Source organism: Prolixibacter denitrificans, assembly GCF_003014495.1.
In the GTDB taxonomy this organism is placed as follows: Bacteria; Bacteroidota; Bacteroidia; order Bacteroidales; family Prolixibacteraceae; genus Prolixibacter; species Prolixibacter denitrificans.
Map to the genome: position 1 here is coordinate 700062 of NZ_PYGC01000001.1, position 20918 is coordinate 720979.

Below are 20918 nucleotides of genomic sequence, written 5' to 3' on the forward strand. Positions count from 1 at the left end.
AAATTATAATCCCCGGATATCTGATTTTGTCGCTGATAGCTTTCATTATTTTACTAAAAACGAAAATCAAAGTATATTTACTAACCAATATCCCTCTTAAAACAATACATGCCAACACAACATTTTTGATAATAGAGCAATTGTACTGGCACCCATTTTTATATTCTTGATAATTATTGATATTTTCATCCTCACTAAACCAAAATAAACCTTGTAAGCAGTTACGATTGATTGGTGAAGGAGCCCCTATTCTCGAAAGATGGAAATGAAATCGCTTGCACTCTTACTACTATCCTTAGGATTTTTATTCTTTGGGCATACTGTCCCGGCACTGGCCGTGCAAAATGAAATGAGTTTTGATTATTTCTCGCAGGAAGATGGTCTGCCCGATAATCATATTCAAATCATTTACCAGGACCACGAAGGATGGATGTGGTTTGGTACCAGTCAGGGACTAAGTCGTTTCGATGGCTATGAGTTTACCAACTATCAGCATGCACATTCCGATAGTTTAAGTTTGAAAGGCATCCTGGTGCGTGCCATTTTCGAGGATAAGAAGGGAAATCTTTGGGTTGGAACCGAAAACGGCGGCCTAAACTATTTCGACCGTCAGAAGGAATGCTTCTATCATCCTTACAAGAACAATCCGCTTTTCAAGGGACGAGATGTTTCCATCAATGATATTCAGGAAGATAAAACCGGAAACATTTGGCTGGGAACCAACAATAATATTTACATCATTGACAAGGATGGTCATCTGAGTGCGTTGAACTGGCGAACCAATGGTAAAACGTACAACCTGACCGGAGAGCATGTCCGGATTGTTCAATTCGATCAGGACGGGAACATTTGGGCGGGAACTAATAAAGGTGTGTTCATTGTCAACCCGCAGAACCACACCATTACACCGCTGAAGCTGCCGCTGACAAAAGGCAAGACTGATGAAATTTGGGAAATATTCCGCGACAAAGACGGAACGATGTGGATCGGAACTTACTCCAACGGTGCCTTCATTGTCAATCCCAAAACATGGGCCATCAAACCACTGGAGTTGACGCCGGCGTACGAGCGAACCGAAACAGTGCGAACCATTTCCGTCGATGCTTTTGGCAACTACTGGATAGGAACCCGGGGCGGTATTTATGTTTACAATAAGAAAACCGGAACCAAAGCATTTTACCGTCACGACGACCGGGAATATACCAGCCTGATCAACAACTCGATTCTGGACATTTTCAATGACAAACGGGGGGAAACCTGGATTGGTACGCGGGGTGGTCTCAACCTTCTGGCGAAAAGCAAACAGGTCTTCCGGAATTTCAGTGCGCACCCATCCGACAAAAGCCATAAGTTCCTGAACAGCGGTATTGTCTATGCTTTGTGGATGGACTCATTGAAAAACATCTGGATAGGAACCGAAGATGGCGGTGTGAATATCTATCATCCGAAAACCGGGCGGTACAGCTATCTAATGACCCAACCGGGAGACCCGCAGAGCATTTCCCGGAATTGTGTCAAAGCTTTCCTGGACGACAAAAAAGGCCATCTGTGGATTGGAACTTTCTTAGGCGGAATTGATGTTCTCGATAAGAAAACCGGAAAAGTAATTCAGCATTACCAGCACGATCCATCCGATTCACGAAGTCTGACGGACAACAAAGTTTTCTCCCTTTTACTCGACAACAGAGGGAACATATGGGTAGGAACCATGAGCGGTATCGACCAATTCGACCTGAAAAGAAAGGCTTTTGTCCATTATCCGCAGCTGGCATACAACAAATTCGTGCGCTGGGTCAGTATGGATTCGTCCAACAATATATGGTTGGGCACCGAAGATGAAGTGGTGATTTATAATCCCGAAAGCAAAAAGATAAAACGCTTCAGCGATAACACGCAGGCTTTCCTCGAAGACTCGAAAGGCCGATGCTGGCTTGCGACCCTCGACCGCGGGCTTGCACAATATTCCCGCCTGAGCGGACCCATTCGGTATTACGGAGTGAAAGACGGGCTAACCAACAACCAGGCATTGTGCATTCTGGAAGACAACAATCATAAACTTTGGATTAGTACCTCAAACGGCCTTTCCAAATTTAACCCGGAGACTGGTGTATTTCATAACTACACAAGCAAAGACGGCTTAATTAACAACCAGTTTTCGTACGGAGCAGCTTACAAAGCACCCAATGGAGATTTGTTGTTCGGAGGCATTTCCGGATTTAACATGTTTAACCCGGCGGATGTGAAAATTGACGACAAAAATGTTCCGCTGGTGCTGACTTCGCTGAAAGTTTTCAATAAAAATGTCAGAATAGAGACCGGTAAAAAGGCAATTCTGAAAAAAAGCATTTCGGAAACCAAACACCTGACGCTACATTATAACCAGAATGTGTTCACGCTGGAGTTTGCCGCCCTGAATTATATCAACAGCAAAAGCAATCTTTATAGTTATTATCTCGAAGGGTTCGACAAAAACTGGAGCGATCCGAGTACAAACCGGACTGCCACTTACACCAACCTAGATCCGGGCGATTACACGTTGCACATCAAACGTGTGGTGCCCGGTGTGAAAAACGATGAAAGCCGGCTGAATCTGCAATTGACAGTTCTTCCTCCCTACTGGAAAACCGTTTGGTTCCGCAGTTTGATTCTCGCCGTTATCGGTTTGTTGATCTACTTCCTCATTCGCTTTTTTATCTATCGGGAAAAAATTAAGAACGAGCTGGTTATCGAGCGGATGAAGGCGCGTAAAATAAGGGAACTTGATAACATGAAGCTGAAATTCTTCACCAATATTTCCCACGAAATCCGTACGCCTTTGACGTTGATCATGGCACCGCTGGAGAAGCTGAAGAACGAAAAGGTTCCGCAGCAAGAATTGAGAAACTACCTTGATGTGATGTACCGGAACACGAATCAACTGAACCGGCTCATCAATCAACTGCTTGATTTCAGAAAACTGGAATCGGGTAACCTGAAGCTGGAACTTTCGCAGGGAGACATTGTCCGGTTTGTGGCCGACATCGTTCATTCATTCGACGGGTTAGCAGAAGATAAAGACATTCACCTGCGTTACAATGCGCTGAAAAAAAGGCTGGTTGCCCGTTTCGACGCCGACAAGATTGAGAAAATTCTCAACAACCTGCTTACCAACGCCTTCAAATTCACGAACAAAGGAGGCAAAATCACCGTCAATCTTTCGCTGGTATTCGATTCCAATGAAGACGATTTGACCAACGAAACTCCGGACAAAGAATACATCGAAATTTCGGTTCGCGATACCGGACAAGGCATTTCTCAGTCGAATGCGGCCAAGATTTTCGATCGCTTCTTCCAGTCGAGCAACGACAAAGCCGAACAGACCGGAACCGGGATTGGTCTGGCTTACGTGAAAGAGCTGGTGCAACTGCACAAGGGAAAAATATTCCTGGTAAGCAAGCCGGGCAAAGGCAGCAAGTTTACCGTGCGCATCCCTTATGAAAAAGAACTTCCGACAACCGAACATACCGAAGAAATTGCTCCGAAAGGAGAAACAGCCATAAATTCAACTGCAGGAATTCCTGAACAGAATCACGATCCGGTTCATTCCAATATTATGCTCGTGGTGGAGGATAATCCCGATGTACGGAATCTCATCGCGAGCCATTTTGCCGAAAGATACCGGGTTATTCAGGCCAAGGACGGAAAAGAAGGTTGGAGAATCACACTGGATACGGTTCCGGACGTCATTGTCAGCGACGTACTGATGCCCGACATGGACGGTTTCGAGTTCTGCAAAAAGGTAAAATTCGATGAGCGTACCTCGCATATCCCCGTTCTGCTTCTGACGGCTCTCCATTCCAAAGAGCACGAAATGAAAGGTTTGTCGGCCGGTGCGGATGACTATATCACCAAACCTTTCGATTTGGGTATTCTTCAAACCAAAGTGGAGAACATGCTGTCGATAAGGAATTCGCTGAAAGAAAAATACTCGGGTGAAATTACGCTGCAGCCGAGGAACATCGTCATCTCTACTCCCGATGAGAAATTCCTGCAGAGAGCAGTGGAAGCGGTTGAAAACAATATATCGGATGCAGAGCTCGATATCGAACGATTTGCCCAGGAAGTAGGTGTCAGCCGTATGCAGCTCTACCGGAAATTACATGCTCTGACCGATATGACGGTCAAAGAATTTATTCGCAGCATCCGCCTGAAACGGGCATCACAATTGTTGCTGCAGAATGGAATGACCGTTAGTGAAATTGCTTACGCGGTTGGCTTTAAGGATTTGTCGCACTTTCGAAAATGCTTCCGGCAGCAGTATGGTATGAATGCGACCGAATTCAAACACAAACATGAATCCGATGTTAGCAATTAGCCGAGGCGATATCCCGACCAGGAGAACAAAAAGTGATAAGTAATCTCATTCATATACGAACAAAATCTGTCAAAACCTCTCTGGCAGGTTATTCAAAAGACCATTTTGATGTTCACTTTTCGTAAGATTTTTTCACAAAGCCCAACGCTTCCATAACAAACTAGTATTTAATTCATTGAAACTACAACCAGTCGTTTTTTTCTTTAGCAATGGGAAAATAATCCCCCTGATTTGGGAAGAATTTCCCGCCGGGAGAATATACAACCTCCTCTTTGGGAATAATAAGCCACATCAAGCAGATACTTACTTCTAATTTCGAAATCGGATAAAATGGCACGCTTAACAATGGGCAACACTTTTATGGATCAAATGCGACAGGATTTAAAAAAATCATCCTGGGGGATCACCATCATCTTGGTTGTTCTGCTCATCGCATTAACCATTCTTGTGAATATTCTTTTCTGAGAAGAAGAGGGTAATAAGCGTATCAACTAACGAATCATTATGAAACTGACTATGTTCAATGGGAAAGTTCTGACCTTGTTTTTACTGGGACTTACCATTACACAATGTGCACCGTCGGAAAAGAAAGACAATTCATCTGACAATCGAGGGCTAGAAATGGCTGTTCGCATGGCTGATTCGGAGATAGCGCACTTTCCCAATGCTGCCTCGGTCGACTTCAAACCTGAGGGTAAATGGGATTACACCGGTGGACTGATTGCTTCGTCGATGATGAAACTTTGGAAAGTGACCGGCGACCAGAAGTATTTCGACTATGCGAAATCCTACGCCGACCAATTCATTGGAGAAGACGGCACCATCAAAGGGTACAAACGAAGTGACTTCAACCTTGACCGGCTGAATTCCGGTAAATTTTTATTCCCGCTTTACGAAAAAACTCACGAGGAAAAATACAAGAAAGCCATCTTTATTCTTCGTGACCAATTGAAAGACCAACCCCGGACTCCGGAGGGTGGCTTTTGGCACAAAAAGAGGTACACCAATCAAATGTGGCTCGACGGGCTGTACATGGGAGCTCCGTTCTATGCTCAATTTGCGAAAGTATTCAACCAGCCAAAAGATTTCGAAGACGTCATCAATCAATTCCTCATCGTCAATAAACATACGTACAACCCGGAAATCGGACTGAATTACCACGGCTGGGACGAAAGCAAAGAACAGCGTTGGGCTAACCCAACAACAGGCTGTTCTTCTCAATTCTGGGGACGGGCAATGGGATGGTATTCGATGGCCCTCGTTGATGCACTCGATTTCATTCCGGAAGATTATCCGAACCGGGATAAACTCATCGACATTTTAAACCAGGTAGCAGCAGGAATTGCCAAATGGCAAGATCCCAAATCGGGCGTTTGGTTCCAGGTGCTTGACCAGGGGAACCGTGAAGGAAACTACCTCGAAGCATCAGCATCCTGCATGTTTGTTTACACCCTACTCAAGGCTACCCGGTTACATTACATCGATTCAAATTACAACGCCGTAGCGGTGAAAGGCTTTGATGGAATACTGAAAAATTTCATCAAGGAAAACCAGGATGGCACCATTAGCCTGACCAATGTTTGTGCAGTGGCCGGTCTGGGTGGCAATCCGTATCGTGACGGAACCTATGAATATTATATAAAGGAACCTGTACGGGACAATGATCCCAAAGGCGTGGGTCCCTTCATTCTTGCATGCCTTGAAATAAAAAACTAAATCAATTCTTATTAGTATGACAGACTTTAAAAAAGAAAAACAGAAAAGCCTGCGCTGGCATATATCCCGCGTAGGAATTCTTGTGTTAGGTCTATTTTTACTGGTTGCTTCTGGTGCATACGCCCAGAATATTACCGTTACAGGTAAAGTGACCGATGCTAAATCCCATGAAAGTATTCCTGGCGCTAATGTTGTAGTAAAAGGAACAACAAACGGTACCATCACCGACCCGAATGGTAACTACTCTTTGAGTGTTCCGGCTAACGCTACACTCGAATTTTCTTTCATTGGCTACAAAACCCAGGAAGTTCCTGTGAATGGCAAAAAAGTAATTGATATTAAGCTTGCTACCAGCTCAACCGAACTGGACGAGGTTGTTGCCATTGGTTACGGTACCGTGAAAAAGAAAGACATTACCGGATCGGTTGCTTCTGTGCAAGGCTCGGATTTGCAGAACATTCCGGTAACCACCGCCGCAGAGGCTATCAGCGGAAAGCTGGCCGGTGTACAGGTTACTTCGACCGAAGGTTCTCCCGATGCCCAAATCAACATCCGGGTACGTGGAGGTGGTTCCATTACCCAGGATAATTCTCCGCTCTTCATCGTTGACGGATTTCCGGTAAACAGCATCTCCGACATTGCTCCTTCCGACATCCAGTCGATTGACGTACTAAAAGATGCTTCTTCTACCGCTATTTACGGTTCCCGTGGTGCAAACGGTGTAATCATCGTGACTACCAAAAGTGGTAAAAAAGGCAAAGTTTCGGTTTCTTATAACGCTTACATGGGTTTCAGTCAAATTGAGAAAACACTGAAAACCCTCAACCCGGAAGACTATGTAAACTGGCAGTATGAATATGCTGTTTTGCGTTACGGTGGTACTACCCCGGATGACCTGGCGTCATACACCCGATACTTTGGTTCTTACCAGGATATCGATCAGTATAAAGGAAAAGTTGGCAACAACTGGCAGAAACAGATCTTCGGTCGTACTGGACAGACGTTCCATCACGACGTGAGTATTCGCGGAGGTTCCGAAAAATTCAACTATGCATTCAACTATGCTCATGTAAATACGAAAGCGATTATGATGAACTCGGGTTTCAACCGCGATTATCTGGCGTTGAAACTAAATCATAACCCGAACAAAAAAGTTGCCCTTTCGTATTCTTTCCGTTACTCGGATACCAAAATCGACGGTAGTGGTACCAACGAACAAAACGAAGTTTCGTCGGCTGACTCGCGTTTGAAGCACAGCGTGGTTTATACTCCGGTTCCGCTGCAGGGACTCGCTTCCTCGGCAAGTGACGATAACGTTTACAGCTACCTGATCAACCCGATTACGGCAACCAACGACAACGACCGGAAACAGTACCGTAAAAAGTATAACATGGCCGGTAGTTTCTCATGGAAACCAATCGACAACTTGCAGTTTAAATCGGACGTAGGACTGGACATCTACGACTATACCAGCGACCGCTTCTATGGTTTGACCACCTACTACGTGTACAATGTCCCGGCATCCGATTACCAGGGGCAGCCGGCTGCGATGCTCGAAAATGAGAAGCGTCAGCGCCTGAGAAATACCAATACCCTGAATTATGACTTCAAGAATCTTCTTGGCGAAGACCATAGTCTGAAGGTGTTGGTAGGTGAAGAATTGCTGCAAACACAAAATACGACGCTCACCAATGTTATTCAGGGTTACCCAAAACAGTTTACCTCGAAAGAGGCATTTAAACTGACAACTCAGGGTACTCCCTACACGATTGACAACTACTACAGTCCCGACGATAAAATGCTTTCGTTCTTTGGTCGTCTGAACTACGACTACAAAAACAAATACATTTTATCAGCTACTTTCCGTGCCGACGGTTCCAGTAAATTCTCCAAAGCCAATCGTTGGGGATATTTCCCGTCAGCTGCATTTGCCTGGAGGATTTCCCAGGAAGGATTTATGGAAGGTACCCAATCATGGCTGAGCGATCTGAAACTGAGATTGAGTTACGGTACTGCCGGAAACAACAACATTCCGTCAGGACAGTTAATACAGTCGTTCGAATCACATAACTCGGCATGGATTGACCAGGTTTCGACCTATTGGTCTCCGTCCAAGACTATGGCGAATCCCGATTTGAAATGGGAAACAACTTATACCCGCAACATCGGTTTGGACTTCGCTATGTTCGATAGCCGTTTGAACGGATCATTCGAAGCATACCTGAACAACACCAAGGACCTGCTGATTCGGTTCCCCGTTGCCGGAACAGGATACGATTACCAGTACCGGAATATGGGTGAAACCCAGAACAAAGGTTTGGAGTTCTCGGTGAACTGGGCAGCTCTTAACAAGAAAAACTACGGACTGAACCTCAGCTTCAACATCAGTTTCAACCGCAACAAGATCAAATCACTTGGTGTAATGGATGACTTCGGAGAATCATCAGGCTGGGCTTCAACTGATATTGGTAATGATTACTGGATTGCCGTTGGTGGTTCGGTTGGTGAAATGTACGGCTATGTTTCCGACGGACGCTATACCGTTTCCGACTTCTCGGGATACGATGCTGCTGCCGGACAATGGATACTGAAAGATGGTGTAGTAGATGCCTCTGAGGTGGTAGGAACGCTTGCTCCCGGTGTCATGAAGCTGAAAAACATCACAGGTAATGATAACGTTGTAAACTCTGAGGACCGCACCATTATTGGTGACGCCAATCCGAAACACACCGGTGGTTTTACCCTGAACGGCCGTCTTTACAATTTGGACCTTTCGGCAGTATTCAACTGGAGTTACGGGAATAGCATTTACAATGCCAACAAAATTGAGTACACTACTGCATCGCAACGTTACCAGTACCGTAACATGATCGACATCATGGCTGATGGAAAACGCTGGACCAATATCGATAAGTCTACCGGACAACTGGTGACCGACCCGGCAACACTGGAAACAATGAACGCCAATACAACCATGTGGTCTCCTTACATGCGCCAATATGTATTCAGCGACTGGGCTGTTGAAGATGGTTCATTCCTTCGTCTGAGCACTCTGACTCTGGGTTACACCCTTCCGTCGAACCTGACCAACAGGTTTAACATCAACAGCCTGAGATTTTACGTAACCGGTTATAACGTCTTCCTGTTGACCAACTATTCCGGTTTCGATCCTGAAGTTTCAACCCGTCGTAAAACACCACTTACTCCGGGTGTTGACTACTCTGCATATCCGAGAAGCCGGCAAATCGTATTTGGTTTGAATCTTAATTTTTAATCCGACTTATGACATTGAATATGAAAAATTTAATATATATCATAGCCATATTTTTGGCAGGCGCGGTAACCTCCTGTAGCAAGGACTACCTCGATGCGCCTACAAAATCTTCACTGGACGAATCGGTTATCTTCTCGACGTATGATTTAGCCAAATCAGCTGTCGATGGTATCAAAATCGACTTTGGAGAAACTGACTCCTACCGCGGACGTTTTCTGCCCTGGTACGGGATGAACACCGACATTGAATGGTACAATTCTTCGGAAAAATACCCGGATGGGAAAGCTGACTTGTGTGTTTACGCAGCCACTCCCACCAACTCACAAATGAATAAAACCAGGAATGCCTGGGCGAAAATGTACGAAGGTATCGAAAGGGCAAACATGTGTATCAAGGGTATTAAAACCTACGGTGATCCGCAGCCGGGAAACGACATGGGACAACTGCTCGGTGAAGCATTGACTTTGCGGGCTGTCTATTATTCAGACCTGCTGAAAGCCTGGGGTGACGTTCCTGCACGTTTCGAACCAATCACCACAGCTACGCTTTATTTGCCCAAAACCAGTCGTGATTCTATCTACAAAAAGCTGATTGCCGACCTCGGCGAAGCTGAGAAACTGGTTGCTTGGCCAAACGAAAGCAGCGCTACCAGCGATGTGGAACACGTAAGCAAAGCATTTGTAAAAGGTTTCCGGGCCCGTCTCTGCATGGTTGCTTCCGGATATTCACAATACCCAGATGGTATTCACAGAAGTACTGATCCCGATTTATCGGTTGATAAAATGTACACACTGGCGTTACAGGAATGCCAGGATGTAATCAACAGTGGAACCGTTCACCTGCAACCATCTTTCGAAACCGTTTTCAAGAATAACTGTAACGATGTTATTACTGCCGGAAACGAATCACTTTGGGAAATACCTTTTGCTGACGGACGTGGCCGTATGCTTTTCACTTTCGCCGTTCGCCACAAGAGTGCTGACCAGTTTACCGGCCAGCCCAAGGGAGGTCAGGCAGGCCCTCTTCCCTACATGTACTATGACTACAATGGTCAGGATACCCGTCGTGACGTTACCTGTGTTCCTTATTACTGGGGAATGGCTGATCCGAACACTGGCATCGCTCAACAAGAGCTGTCTGATATCGATACCTGGTATTTCGGTAAATATCGCTACGAATGGATGACTAACCGTCGTGTTACTTCGACCAACGATGACGGAGTGAACAAAATTTACATGCGTTACGCTGAAGTCATTCTGATGGCCGCCGAAGCAGCCAATGAGTTGAACGGACCTTCTGCTGCTGCTCCTTACCTGAAAATGATTCGCGAAAGAGCATTTCCGCAGAGTGAATGGACGGACGAAGTCGATAACTATATCGCTGGTTTGACCACCAAGGATGCCATGTTTAACGCTATCGTGAAAGAAAACAAGCTGGAGTTCACCGGCGAAATGATCAGGAAGCAGTCGCTTATCCGTTGGAACCTACTCGATACCAAACTGAACGAGGCGAAAGCAAAAATGTATAACCTTCGGGCAAGAACCGGCGAATATGCTGACGTTCCTTCTGAAATCTACTACGATTATGCTGATGACGGTGTAACCCTGAAAATGTATGGTCTGAACAGAGGCGAAACTCAAGACAAGTCGGGCGACTACGCTTACCACACCAGCTGGGCCGATCCTTCCAATCTGGTCGACAGCAAAGTGGAATCCATCTACGCTCAGGATCCTGACCAACATCAATTCTGGCCCATCTGGCAGGTATTTATTGATGCAAGCAACGGTAAATTAACTAATGACTATGGTTATTAATAATTTGAACTTCATGAAAAACAAGCATATAACATTAGCAATTATTATCGGACTGTTCTCCATGATCTTCGTATCATGCGAGGATAACATTCCGGCAGTAATCGACCAACTGAAATTCGATCGGGTATTCACGCCGCTTAATTTTCAGGTCAGAATACGGAACATGACAACCGCCGAGCTAAGCTGGGACGAGCGTGGCGACGCCCAGGCATATGTCGTGCAATTCAGTGACGATAGCCTGGTATTTGACAACATCATCCGAACTGATACCATTACACCAGCGCAGAATCCATTTAGTGCTACATTCGACGGAAATACCCGTTATTCCGCAAGGTTGAAAGGTATCAGCGACAGCATCTCTGAATCGAAGTGGGCGATGGTTACCTTTAAAACCGACCCGGAAAATATCTTCGAAGCACTGGCTGATTCAGACATCATGGCCAAGAGTGTAACACTAAGATGGCCGGCGGGAAGTACCGTCACCAACTTTGTTATCAACCCGGGTGATATCAATCGCCCCATCACCGATCAGGAAAAAACTGATGGTGTAGCGACAATCACCGGCCTCACAGGAGACACCCAATACAGTATCACACTTTACAACGGAACAAAAATCCGTGGTTCTGTCGATTTTAAAACTCAGGTCGATATAGGAAATGCTACGGCAGTTAATCCCGGCGATGACTTAGGTGCAGTGATTGCTGCAGCACAGGATGGAGATGTTCTCGCATTATTCCCGGGAGAGTATAACGCATCAGCCGGTAATATCACGATCGACAAATCCATTTCAATCAAAGCTGTTTACTCATACGATCAGCCTATACTTCATAACCAGTTTGTGATTACAAACGGAGCTGTGAACGTAGAATTGAATGGTTTGGTGATGAATGGCGCATACACCGATACAGCAGGTGTGGATCAGACCCTGGACGAACCGATTCAGTACAGCAGTGACCTGGTAAATGCTACACTCAACTCACTTATCATTAAAGGCTGTACCGTCGACACCTACAACAAATCGTTCATCTCAGCATCAAGCGGTGTATTCGAAACCGATTCGATCCTGATTGATAACTGCCAGGTAAGCAATGTTTACAACAGTGGAGGTGACTTCCTCGACTTCCGTAAATCGTACGTAGCCCACCTGACGGTAACCAACAGCACATTTAATTACTGTGCAACGCTGAATACCCGTGATTTCATCCGTATGGATGGTGACAGCAAAGGCAACACCTACGATGACGGCACCAACTTACCGATAATCGTGCTTAGCCACTGTACGCTGAACGATGTGATGAACAGCACGTCGTCTACCAAGCGGTTATTCTACGTTCGTTGGTCGCAAAACCAAATCACGTCCGAGTACAACTCGTTCTCCGATATGGGTAGTTCAGTATACTCGAACCAGTCGGCTACTTCGCAGCCCACTTGTAACTATAACAATTATTTCAATGCTGACGGTTACATCACTGTCGACGGAACTGTATTGATTGACAACTCAACCACATACACCAACGTTGATCCGGGCTATGCTGATTCTGCAAATGGTGACTTCACGATCAGCAATCAAACATTGATCGACAACCTGGTAGGTGACCCGCGCTGGCTTCCTGCCCAATAACAAAACAGACAATTTAGTTCTGATGTGAGATAATAACCGAAGTTCCTGTGTACTATTCGTACACAGGGCTTCGGAATCTCATAAACTACCTGGAGATGTCAAGAGAGACTTCACTAAAAAGTACTCTGATACCAGGCTAAAAAGATTTCCCAACCTATTTTTCAGATTCGTTACGGCTGTTTCGGGTTCAAAAAAACGAACACGATATCACTGGAACGAGGCAAATGAAACTGATGAAACAACTGATTCAATCAATCTTGATATGCTTTCTGATATCGTTATTCACGGTATCGGCATTTGCCCAAAGCAATGATCTGCCCGCATTCCCGGGAGCTGAAGGCTACGGGAAATACACCACCGGTGGACGAGGCGGTCAGGTTATTTATGTTACCAGCCTTAGCGACGATTATACGCCCGGGACACTCCGCTATGCATTATACCAATCGGGCCCCAGAATCATTGAATTCAAAGTTTCAGGTACCATCCAGCTAAAATCGGACCTGAAGATTACCAAACCGGATGTAACTATTGCCGGACAAACGGCACCGGGTGATGGAATCTGTCTGCGCGATTATCCCGTAATCGTTGAAGCCGACAATGTCATTATCCGTTTCATACGTTTCCGCATGGGTGATGCTGCCAAGCAGCAAGACGACGCCTTGGGCGGTCGCAACCATAAAAATATTATCATCGACCACTGTTCGGCAAGCTGGTCGACTGACGAATGTGTTTCGTTTTACGACAACCAAAATTTCACCCTTCAGTGGTGTATTATTTCCGAGAGCCTTCGTAATTCCATTCATGAAAAAGGCTCCCACGGCTATGGAGGTATCTGGGGTGGAGAGAAAGCCACCTTTCATCACAACCTGTTGGCCGATCACGACAGTCGCAATCCCCGTTTCTGCGGAAGCCGGTACACCAACCAACCCGAGGAAGAATTGGTTGACTACCGCAATAACGTTATTTACAACTGGGGACATAACAGTGCCTATGCGGGCGAAGGTGGCAGCTACAACATGGTGAACAACTATTATAAATCAGGACCGGCGACTTCTTCGTCCGTTCGGTTCAGAATACTGCAACCTTATGCCGACGATGGCTCCAACCAGCAACCGGCAGGTACGTATGGCCATTTTTATATCGCCGGTAACTATGTAGAAAACAGCTCGAACGTGACCAATAATAACTGGGCAGGCGTTTCACTACATTCATCATTTGCGACCTATGCTCCCAACGTTACCATAAGTGATCTGAAAGAAGACAACGAGTTTTCTGTCGAACCGGTCAAAACAACCAGCGCACAGGAGGCTTACCAGGATGTTTTGAATTACGCCGGAGCTTCCCTGGTCCGCGACACCGTCGACAAACGCATTGTCCACGATACCCGAACAGGAACTGCTACATACAACGATGGAGGTAACGGCAGCACGGGAGGAATAATTGACACACAAACAGCTGTTAAAGGATGGCCGGAGTTGAAATCCACCACTCCGCCTGCCGACTCTGACGAGGATGGTATGCCCGACGAGTGGGAAAAGGCCAACAACCTCGATCCCAACAATCCCAATGATGCACAACAAACAACGGTGGATGGTCAGTATCCTAACCTGGAAGTTTACCTCAACAGTTTGGTGGCCGACATCATGCAAAATGAAGGAAGTGTAGCAACCGCTGTCGGAGATCTAAAAAAAAATATCGACCCGCTGAAGGTAGTTTACAACCAACGTACGAAAAAGCTGGATATCCAATACAGCCGTACGATTGTCAAAGTAGAACTGTATTCAGTCACCGGAACACAAGTCAAAACATTCAATACCGCTCAACAAACACTGAGTATTCAGTTGCCGGCTCTGGCAAAAGGGGTCTATATCGTGCGGGTTTGGGATGACCAAAATCGTGCTTATTCACGCAAAATCTTGAATTACTGAAAGCAAAAACGTAGCATATGAACCGAAAAAGCCTTCTCATACTCATCATCTTCAGCGTTATTTGTCAATGGTCATTCTCCAGGGCAAATGACAGCTATGATTTTGTGGTTTCGAAAAACGGAGACGGCGATTTCACAACGGTGCAGGCTGCCATCAATGCTGTGCCAGACTTCCGCAAGCAAACGACTACCATCTACATTGAGAATGGTGTTTATAAGGAAAAATTGGTTCTTCCGGCGTCCAAAACCAAGGTCACGTTTATCGGCGAAAGCGCAGATAGTACCATCATCACCTACGACGATTACGCATCGAAGAAAAACCGTTTTGGTGAGGAGATGGGAACGACCGGGTCATCCGGCTTCTACATTTTCGGAAACGATTTTACCGCTAAGAATATCACCTTCCGGAACACTGCTGGTCCGGTGGGACAAGCGGTTGCTATCCGCGTTGTGGGCGACCGCGTCTTTTTCGAAAATTGCCGCTTTCTCGGATTTCAGGATACACTTTACCCTTACGGGGAAAACAGTCGCCAGTACTATAAGAACTGCTACATTGAGGGAACCGTGGATTTCATTTTTGGTTGGTCGACCGCTGTATTTGACCACTGCCACATTTTTTGCAAAAGTCCGGGTTACGTAACGGCAGCCAGTACGATGAAAGATACGCCGTTCGGATTTGTATTCCTGCACTGCGATATTTCTGGAAGCGCTCCGGCTCACTCTGTATATCTCGGACGCCCCTGGAGACCTTATGCCAAAACCGCTTTCATCGAGTGCAAACTAAGCGATGTAATCAAACCGGAAGGCTGGTTCAACTGGAATAAAAAAGAGGCTGAAAAAACAGTCACTTACGTGGAATACAAGAACACCGGAGCAGGTGCAACTCCGGACAAACGCGTGTCATGGTCGCATCAAATGACGGTAAAAGAAAGACAAAAATATACGCTGGAAAATATTTTCCGGGGATGGACTCCGGGGCAACCATTCAAAGAAAAACACCGGTAAAACAGGTGGACAACCATGAACAAGAAAATACAACTATTCGGAATTATTGTTTTGGTGCTTGGTACAATTGCCTGGTCGTGCTCCAAAAACAACGACAAGCGGATTATTGTCGCTGCAGACGGCTCGGGTGATTATGCGACCGTACAGGAAGCCATCAACGCAGCGCCTTCTTCGAAAGAAACAACGGTTATCTATATCAAAGCCGGAGTTTACAAGGAGAAAGTCGTTGTTCCTGCCGACAAGCAAAATATTCATTTCATCGGTGAAGACACTAAAACGACCATCATCACCTGGGATGATTATTCAGGGAAAGGCGATATCAACACATTCACGTCTTACACCCTGAAAATTATGGGTAACCACATCCTGATGGAAAATCTCACCATCGAGAATTCCGAAGGTTTGCGTGGCCAAGCCGTGGCTCTTGATGTAGAAGGCGATCAATGTGTATTTAAAAACTGCCGGATTGTCGGCAACCAGGATACGTTATACGCAGCAGGCGATAACGCCCGTCAGTATTTCAAAAACTGTCACATCGAAGGAACTACCGATTTCATCTTCGGTTCGTCCACGGCTGTATTTCAGGATTGTGATATCCTGTGTAAAAAGCAGTCTTTCATTACAGCAGCCCGGACTCCGCAAGGGCAGCCATTCGGTTATGTTTTCATGAATTGCAAAATAAAAGCAGCTCCCGGTATCGGACAGGTTTACCTGGGCCGTCCCTGGCGGGCTTATGCCAACGTGGTTTTCATGAACTGCCAACTGGGCGGCTTCATTCGTCCCGAAGGCTGGAGCAACTGGCACGACACCGACCGTTACAAAACAGCTTTCTACGCCGAGTATCACAACACCGGCGCAGGTGCGGATACAACGCAACGTGTTTCGTGGTCGCATCAGTTAACCGACGAACAGGCGCAGAAATATACCGTGGAAAACATCCTCGGATTAAACAGTTGGAAACTGAAATGACAGGAGCTACGAACCAGACATCAACCATGAAAAAAAGAAATAAAATATATCTCCTGGGGTTGTTACTCATAGCCGGAAACATCAATCGGTCCGTGGCTCAACAAAAGACTGACAGTCTTTATGTGTCCAAAGTGTGGGTAGCCGATAATGGTGATGGCACCTACAAAAATCCGGTATTGCATGCCGATTATTCCGACCCGGATGCGATTCGCGTTGGAACGGATTTCTACATGACGGCTTCGTCGTTCAATTGCATTCCCGGCCTGCCCATTCTCCATTCAAAGGATCTGGTCAATTGGAATTTAATCGGCTACGCGCTGCAAAAACAGCCTCCGTTCGATGTTTACGATAAACCGCAACATGGCAACGGTGTGTGGGCTCCCTGCATCCGTTACCACGATGGCGAATACTACATCTTCTACCCCGATCCGGACTACGGAATTTATATGATCAAGGCCCAAAATCCGAAAGGGCCATGGTCGGAACCGCTGCTAATCAAAGCCGGAAAAGGATTGATTGACCCGTCACCTCTCTGGGACGACGATGACAACGCCTACCTGGTTCACGCTTTCGCAGGAAGTCGCGCCGGCGTGAAAAGTGTATTGATGGTCAGCCGGATGAAGCCCGACGGAACCGAATTAATCGGTAACGAAGTGATGGTTTATGACGGGCATAAAAACGATCCGACGGTGGAAGGTCCAAAATTTTATAAACGCCACGGCTATTACTACATCTTCGCTCCGGCGGGCGGCGTACCTACCGGCTGGCAGATTGTTCTGCGTTCGAAAAATGTATTTGGCCCTTACGAGCGAAAAATGGTTATGGCGCAAGATTCAACCTCAATCAACGGGCCACACCAGGGGGCCTGGGTGGAAACTCCCGATGGACAAAGTTGGTTCCTTCATTTTCAAGACAAGGAGGCTTACGGCCGCGATGTATTGCTGGAACCGATGACATGGAAGAACGACTGGCCGGTAATCGGCATCGATAAAAAAGGTGATGGAGTTGGCGAGCCGGTGCTGACATGGAAAAAGCCCGACGTTGGTCGCACTTATCCAATCGTAACGCCGCCCGAAAGTGACGAATTCAACGAACCGACGCTGGGACTTCAGTGGCAATGGCATGCCAATCCGCAGGTTACATGGGGTTTTCCTTCCGGAAGACTGGGCTTTTATCGGTTGAACTGTATTCCCAAACCGGATGGCTTTGTGAATCTATGGTCGGTTCCGAATTTGCTGCTACAAAAGTTTCCTGCCGAAGAATTTATGGTCACCACCAAATTGACTTTCCACCACCGCTTCGATGGTGAAGAGGTGGGACTCGTTGTCATGGGTGAAGATTACCAGTACATCAAACTTGAGCAGGAAAACAAACAACTGGTGGTGAAAACGGTCTCCTGTCACGATGCACGAAAAGGAAATCCCGAAAAGGAAATCTTCCAACAAAAATTTACTGGCCAAACAGTGTACTTCAGGGTGAAAGTTCGTGAAGGGGCTGTCTGTAGCTTCAGCTTTAGTGCCGATGGTAAGAAATTCACCGAGGCAGGTGAAAAATTCCATGCCGTTCCCGGAAGATGGATTGGCGCCAAAGTTGGCCTTTTCGCCTTACAAAACGGGAAAATAAACGATGCCGGAAACGCCGATGTTGACTGGTTCCGAATTGAAAAAATTGAGAAATAATATGTCAGGAAGAAGAAAACTGAAATCTGAAATCCTTCTGCTGCTCCTTGTGCTGCTCCCGGTAACCAATGCGTGTTCCGGGGAAAAGAAAGAGGAAAAGCAGCAGAAAGTCTGTAAGGTCTGGATCATTGGTGATTCCACTGTGGCCAATTACGCTCTGGAAAAAGATTATCCGAGTAAGCGATTTCCGATTACCGGCTGGGGACAGGTCTTTCAACCTTTCCTGGCAACGGACAGCCTGAAAATGGTTGACCATTTAATCGATGCCGACAGCGTGGTGGTTGACGACCGGGCCAAAGGCGGACGTAGCACCCGGACTTTCATCCAGGAAGGACGCTGGCGCGAAGTCTATAACCAAATTCAACCGGGTGATCTGGTTTTGATGCAGTTCGGACATAACGATGCTTCGAAAAACAAACCCGAAAGATATGTCAACCTTCAGGGGTATGCCGAATTCCTGCGCCTCTTCGTCAATCAAACCCGCGAAAAAGGAGGAAAACCTATTTTGATTACTCCTGTGGCGCGAAATTACCCCTGGGTTGACGGGCATTTGGAAAACGTACATGGTGGATATCCGGATGCGATGAAAGAAGTAGCTAAAGAACTTCATGTTGATTTGATCGACCTGAACCAACGTTCGATGGATTTCTTTTCCCGGAAGGGTAAGGATTATGTGACTGAAAACTATTTCATGAACCTCCCGGCCGGAGTTTATGAAGCTTATCCTGACGGACAACACGACAATACCCATTTTCAACCGGCCGGAGCAAAGCAAGTGGCCCGAATGGTGTTTGAAGGCCTGAAACAATTGAATAGTAACAAACTGAACTAAGATAAAAACGATGAAGAAGCGAATGATTGCTGGTTTTATGAGAGCGAGTTTACTACTGGTTTTGGCAGGACTTTTTGCCTGTAGCGAAAAACCAGCACCTAAGGTGGAGTCAGACAACATTTATGATGGGCTGGAGTTCCAGATGCCTCATATTACGGTGCCCACTTTTCCTGACTACAAAGTTTCGGTTACCGATTTTGGTGCCGTTGGCGATGGTCAGAATTTGAATACGAAGGCTTTCGCCGAAGCGATTAACGATGTAGCCAAAAACGGTGGTGGTACGGTCGTTATCCCGGAAGGAATCTGGCTGACAGGTCCAATTCAGTTGAAGAGCAATATCAACATTCACGCCGATGCAGGCGCTCTGGTGATCTTCAGCGACAATAAAGATTTGTACCCGCTGATTAAGACAAGCTTCGAAGGTCTCAACACCGTTCGGTGCTTGTCTCCCATTTATGGGAAAGACCTGGAAAACATTGCTTTCACTGGCGAAGGTGTTTTCGATGGTTCGGGTGATGCCTGGCGACAGGTGAAAAAAAGCAAGCTCACCAGCTCGCAATGGAAAAAACTGGTCGCTTCGGGCGGTATCGTCAGTAAAGACGGAGAAACCTGGTATCCATCCAAAAGCTTTGAAAAAGGTGCAGAGTTGAGCGATATGAATGTTCCAAGAGACTTTACCACCATGGCTCAATTCGAATCCATCCGGGACTTCTTGCGCCCTGTGATGGTTAGTTTGGTTAGTTGCAAAAATGTATTGCTCGACGGCCCGGTATTCCAGAATTCACCTGCGTGGTGCCTTCACCCGCTGATGTGTGAAAATCTGACCGTTCGAAATGTGGACGTACGCAATCCCTGGTATTCACAAAACGGCGACGGCATCGATATTGAATCCTGTAAAAACAGCGCAGTATATAACTGTACTTTCGATGTAGGCGACGACGCTATTTGCATCAAATCGGGTAAAGATGCCGACGGACGGAAACGTAATATGCCGACAGAAAATCTGATCGTGAAAAACTGTACCGTTTTCCACGGCCACGGAGGTGTAACAGTTGGTAGCGAAATGTCGGGTGGCGTGAAGAATATGCACGTTTCCGACTGTACCTTCATTGGTACCGATGCCGGACTGCGCTTCAAAAGTAATCGCGGACGTGGCGGCGTAGTGGAAAAAATCTACATCTCCAACATCAACATGATTGACATCCCTAGCAACGCCATCTCTTTCAACCTCTACTACAACGGTATGTCGGTTTCAGAAATCATGAAGAACAAAAAGGACGAATCCAAAATCGATGAGGTGATTCCGAAGGTGACGGTTGAAACGCCGCAATTCAAGGATATCAGCATTAAGAATATCAACTGCCGTGGCGCACAACAGGCAATTTATCTGCAAGGCCTTCCGGAAATGAACCTGAAGAATGTGACGATGGAAAACCTGACCATGGAATCAAAAAATGGTTTATTCTGCATGGATGCCGATAACGTGAAGATTAAAAATCTGAAATTGAAAACAACCCGGTTCCCGGCTGCGTCGTTCTATAACTCGAAAAATGTTTCTATCTCAGGTCTGCAATTGTCATCTTCCGATAAACCGCTGATTACCGTCGAAGGCAAAAGAACAGGAAAAACGGATATTCAGCTGGTTCCCGGAACCAAGGCAAGCAATTTGTATGTTCTTGGTAAAAATGTAGATGCAGCCAAAGTGAAAATCGCCGAGTAAACAGTAG

The 20918-nt window shown here is 46.2% G+C and carries 12 protein-coding genes; all 12 read left to right on the forward strand.

Features of this window, described 5'->3' with window-relative positions; genetic code table 11:
* Positions 1 to 349 precede the first annotated feature (349 nt).
* The 12 genes from CLV93_RS03065 to CLV93_RS03115 all read left to right on the forward strand — a co-directional run bounded on the left by CLV93_RS03065 (position 350) and on the right by CLV93_RS03115 (position 20911).
* Positions 350 to 4354: a hybrid sensor histidine kinase/response regulator transcription factor gene (locus CLV93_RS03065; RefSeq protein WP_170108851.1), complete on the forward strand. Its 4005-nt coding sequence runs from the start codon at positions 350 to 352 to the stop codon at positions 4352 to 4354.
* A 330-nt stretch (positions 4355 to 4684) separates the two neighbouring features.
* Positions 4685 to 4819: a hypothetical protein gene (locus CLV93_RS20520; protein ID WP_281351367.1), complete on the forward strand. Its 135-nt coding sequence runs from the start codon at positions 4685 to 4687 to the stop codon at positions 4817 to 4819.
* A 39-nt stretch (positions 4820 to 4858) separates the two neighbouring features.
* Positions 4859 to 6070, forward strand: a complete 1212-nt coding sequence (locus tag CLV93_RS03070; protein WP_106540678.1) for a glycoside hydrolase family 88/105 protein — start codon at positions 4859 to 4861, stop codon at positions 6068 to 6070.
* Positions 6071 to 6086: 16 nt separating this feature from the next.
* Positions 6087 to 9344 carry a SusC/RagA family TonB-linked outer membrane protein gene (locus CLV93_RS03075; protein ID WP_106540679.1) on the forward strand — a complete coding sequence of 1086 codons (3258 nt, stop codon included), beginning with the start codon at positions 6087 to 6089 and terminating at the stop codon, positions 9342 to 9344.
* A 20-nt stretch (positions 9345 to 9364) separates the two neighbouring features.
* Positions 9365 to 11158, forward strand: a complete 1794-nt coding sequence (locus CLV93_RS03080) for a RagB/SusD family nutrient uptake outer membrane protein (RefSeq protein ID WP_106540822.1) — start codon at positions 9365 to 9367, stop codon at positions 11156 to 11158.
* A gap of 13 nt (positions 11159 to 11171) precedes the next feature.
* Positions 11172 to 12779, forward strand: a complete 1608-nt coding sequence (locus CLV93_RS03085; RefSeq protein ID WP_170108852.1) for a DUF5123 domain-containing protein — start codon at positions 11172 to 11174, stop codon at positions 12777 to 12779.
* A 233-nt stretch (positions 12780 to 13012) separates the two neighbouring features.
* Complete coding sequence (locus CLV93_RS03090) at positions 13013 to 14707, forward strand: T9SS type A sorting domain-containing protein (protein WP_146141935.1); 1695 nt, start codon at positions 13013 to 13015, stop codon at positions 14705 to 14707.
* Between the two features lie 17 nt (positions 14708 to 14724).
* Complete coding sequence (locus tag CLV93_RS03095) at positions 14725 to 15711, forward strand: pectinesterase family protein (RefSeq protein WP_106540682.1); 987 nt, start codon at positions 14725 to 14727, stop codon at positions 15709 to 15711.
* 15 nt (positions 15712 to 15726) lie between these two features.
* Positions 15727 to 16680, forward strand: a complete 954-nt coding sequence (locus CLV93_RS03100; protein ID WP_106540683.1) for a pectinesterase family protein — start codon at positions 15727 to 15729, stop codon at positions 16678 to 16680.
* A gap of 26 nt (positions 16681 to 16706) precedes the next feature.
* Positions 16707 to 18359, forward strand: coding sequence for a glycoside hydrolase family 43 protein (locus tag CLV93_RS03105; RefSeq protein ID WP_106540823.1), 1653 nt, complete (start codon positions 16707 to 16709; stop codon positions 18357 to 18359).
* Between the two features lies 1 nt (position 18360).
* Complete coding sequence (locus CLV93_RS03110) at positions 18361 to 19191, forward strand: rhamnogalacturonan acetylesterase (RefSeq protein WP_106540684.1); 831 nt, start codon at positions 18361 to 18363, stop codon at positions 19189 to 19191.
* Between the two features lie 10 nt (positions 19192 to 19201).
* Entirely contained in the window at positions 19202 to 20911 is a 1710-nt protein-coding gene (locus CLV93_RS03115) for a glycoside hydrolase family 28 protein (protein ID WP_211297726.1), read from the forward strand.
* The last annotated feature ends 7 nt before the right edge of the window (positions 20912 to 20918 follow it).

Coding starts and splice junctions, on each gene's coding strand:
- CLV93_RS03065 (WP_170108851.1), top strand. CDS start 350: ATGAGTTTTGATTATTTCTCGCAGGAAGATGGTCTGCCCGATAATCAT.
- CLV93_RS20520 (WP_281351367.1), top strand. CDS start 4,685: ATGGCACGCTTAACAATGGGCAACACTTTTATGGATCAAATGCGACAG.
- CLV93_RS03070 (WP_106540678.1), top strand. CDS start 4,859: ATGAAACTGACTATGTTCAATGGGAAAGTTCTGACCTTGTTTTTACTG.
- CLV93_RS03075 (WP_106540679.1), top strand. CDS start 6,087: ATGACAGACTTTAAAAAAGAAAAACAGAAAAGCCTGCGCTGGCATATA.
- CLV93_RS03080 (WP_106540822.1), top strand. CDS start 9,365: ATGAAAAATTTAATATATATCATAGCCATATTTTTGGCAGGCGCGGTA.
- CLV93_RS03085 (WP_170108852.1), top strand. CDS start 11,172: ATGAAAAACAAGCATATAACATTAGCAATTATTATCGGACTGTTCTCC.
- CLV93_RS03090 (WP_146141935.1), top strand. CDS start 13,013: ATGAAACAACTGATTCAATCAATCTTGATATGCTTTCTGATATCGTTA.
- CLV93_RS03095 (WP_106540682.1), top strand. CDS start 14,725: ATGAACCGAAAAAGCCTTCTCATACTCATCATCTTCAGCGTTATTTGT.
- CLV93_RS03100 (WP_106540683.1), top strand. CDS start 15,727: ATGAACAAGAAAATACAACTATTCGGAATTATTGTTTTGGTGCTTGGT.
- CLV93_RS03105 (WP_106540823.1), top strand. CDS start 16,707: ATGAAAAAAAGAAATAAAATATATCTCCTGGGGTTGTTACTCATAGCC.
- CLV93_RS03110 (WP_106540684.1), top strand. CDS start 18,361: ATGTCAGGAAGAAGAAAACTGAAATCTGAAATCCTTCTGCTGCTCCTT.
- CLV93_RS03115 (WP_211297726.1), top strand. CDS start 19,202: ATGAAGAAGCGAATGATTGCTGGTTTTATGAGAGCGAGTTTACTACTG.